This window comes from Synechococcus sp. R8-2, from assembly GCF_047461715.1.
Classification (GTDB): Bacteria; Cyanobacteriota; Cyanobacteriia; order Thermostichales; family Thermostichaceae; genus Thermostichus.
Genome location: NZ_JANSHQ010000587.1, coordinates 1 through 2304 on the forward strand (window position 1 = coordinate 1; position 2304 = coordinate 2304).

General features: G+C 59.0%; 3 protein-coding genes. All 3 read right to left on the bottom strand.

Annotated elements, in window-relative coordinates:
• Positions 1–19: 19 nt before the first annotated feature.
• The 3 genes from NW819_RS12800 to NW819_RS12810 all read right to left on the bottom strand — a co-directional run bounded on the left by NW819_RS12800 (position 20) and on the right by NW819_RS12810 (position 1868).
• Positions 20–604, bottom strand: a complete 585-nt coding sequence (locus NW819_RS12800) for a hypothetical protein (RefSeq protein ID WP_414390758.1) — start codon at positions 602–604, stop codon at positions 20–22.
• Positions 605–735: 131 nt separating this feature from the next.
• Positions 736–1443 carry an orotidine-5'-phosphate decarboxylase gene (pyrF, locus tag NW819_RS12805; RefSeq protein WP_414344489.1) on the bottom strand — a complete coding sequence of 236 codons (708 nt, stop codon included), beginning with the start codon at positions 1441–1443 and terminating at the stop codon, positions 736–738.
• Positions 1440–1868 carry a DUF6464 family protein gene (locus NW819_RS12810; RefSeq protein WP_369791761.1) on the bottom strand — a complete coding sequence of 143 codons (429 nt, stop codon included), beginning with the start codon at positions 1866–1868 and terminating at the stop codon, positions 1440–1442. Before NW819_RS12810 ends, pyrF begins: the two co-directional genes overlap by 4 nt.
• Between the last annotated feature and the right edge of the window lie 436 nt (positions 1869–2304).

Genomic DNA, 2304 nt, shown 5'->3' on the forward strand with positions numbered 1-2304 from the left:
CGCAAAGCGCTCCGCGCCGCTAGAGAGAAGGTCTAGTCAACTCTAGATCGCCCGTCAAGGGGCAACCCGACTGTTGCCAGCGGCGGATGGCCTGGGCAGTGAGTCCATTCGTTACATCGCGAATGGGGATCCCCGATCCGGTTACCTGCAGACGCACCAACCGCCAGGGATCCCCAGGGTTAGCCCGCAGGACATAAGCCTCGTAGGCCAGTTGCAGAGTTTCGCTGCGCCGACCGGCCAAGGAGTTGCCCTCCTTTTGGGGGTGTTGGGGCAAGACCAAGCGGCGCTCCAGCGTGGTGAAATACAGCCGAAAAGCTTCTGGCGAAACAGCAGTTGCGGTGTCCGGCAAAACCGGAGCCAGCTCCTGTTGGCGTAAGCGGGCCGGAGACCCTGGAGAGAGCATTTCAACCTCCGGCTTCCCCACCAGCACAACCTGAAACTCAGAGCGGGAGCGGCTCAAGGCCAGATTGAGAAACAAAGGCAACTGCTCCGTTAGAGCCTCAGCCCAAACCTGAGGAGCAGCCAGGCAAGTTTCCCCTCTTGCCGGAACGAAATGCTCCGCACCCCTAACGCGCCCAGGAGTGCTGACCAGGCCCAAAACCACCGACAAACCGACTCCTAGCCAACATCTCCTGCCGGATCCAGCCGGCCTTTTTTCAGGGATCCACTGCACAAGCCTACGGCGTCGTTGCATTACAGAACTACCCCAATAACATCGGGCATCTCCCCACACCCTCACCCGGCAGCATCCCATGAGGCTTGGAAGCGCCGCAAGGCGGCCACGGGATCGGGAGAAGCGGTGATGGGGCGGCCCACCACCAGATAATCGGCTCCTGCCCGCAGAGCTTCGTCGGGCGTGCAGATGCGCTGTTGATCCTCCTCTCCATCCCCCGCCTTGGCTTGGCCCAGACGGATCCCGGGAGTAACCAGCAAAACCTCCGGCCCCAAAGCTTGGCGCAACCGCGAGACCTCCTGAGGAGAGCAAACCAGTCCAGTAAAGCCTTGAGCTTGAGCCAGCCGGGCCAAATGCAACACATAGTCGGCGGGATCCATCTCGATGCCCAGTTCCTGTCGCACCTGCGGGGGGCTGATGCTGGTTAAGAGGGTAACCGCCAATAGCCGACAAGGACTGCCCTGGGCAGCTGCCACGGCTGCCCGCAACATGGCACTGCCGCCGGCAGCATGGACGGTGAGCAGATCCACTCCATAGCTGACGGCCACCTCCGTAGCCCTCCCCACGGTGTGGGGAATGTCGTGCAGCTTCAAATCCAGAAAAATGCGCTTGCCCCTTTCCTTGAGAGCCTGCAGAACGGAAAAACCCGCAGCAGTGAACAACTCCAGGCCCACCTTCCACCACAGCACCTGCGGCAAAGAGTCCACCCACTTCAAAGCCTGCTCTTGAGAAGAGGTATCCAGCGCAACAATCAGGCGGTCACCCTTCATCGGGGCTCATTCCGGGGCTCATAGTGGGGACAGCCCTCACAGGGGCCGCAGGGGTTGACGGCACAGCGCAACTCTGGAGAATGGGCATTGTAGCGGCAGGTGGGATCCCCGATGTATTCTGGCGGCGAAGCCACGTAAGTGTAAACAACCACACCCCCAAATCCTATCGGGCTGACGAAGAAACGACTGGTGGTGAAAGATTCGCCAGAAGGGTTGAGGGTTTCCTCAAAGGGTTCTGGCTCAGGCTCCAGCTCCACTTCCTCCTCCAGATTCCAGAGGGCTTCCCACTGCCTAAGGGTTTCCTGTAAAGGCACAGCCAAGTGCTCTGCTAGCTCCATCAGGGCAGTCTCCAAAGAGGCCAAACTTTCTTCGGCCACTTGGGCAAAGGCTGCAACCCATTCCTCCAAAAGTTTCTCAAAATCCATGCAGCAGCGACCTAGAGGCTCCTTCTTCACCTTACCGCCAGCCTGGGCAACCTTTAACTTCCTCCCCGGCAAACGGCATCCACTAGAGCTTGATTCACCAATGGAAACAGCTCCGCCAGTTCTTCTGTGGATAGGTTTCCGGTACAGACATTGGCGCGAATATGCCACTCTGCCCACATTTGCGCCGAAGGAGCAGCAGGATCCCGGCCCTCCTCAGAACCTGAACCGCCCACAGGTACCCGAGGGAGGCTGCGTCCCGACCCAAGGTTCAGTTGCAGTACGCTGTCACGGTTGATGCCAGTCAGCGAGGTTTGAGCGTTAGCCTCCTCAAGGAAAGCGAGAGAGAAAGCCAAAGCCATCCCAGCTAATCCCCAGAAAACAGCGCGGTAAACCATGGGATCTCCAGTAGTTAGATAGAGCATGACTCTAGTCAATA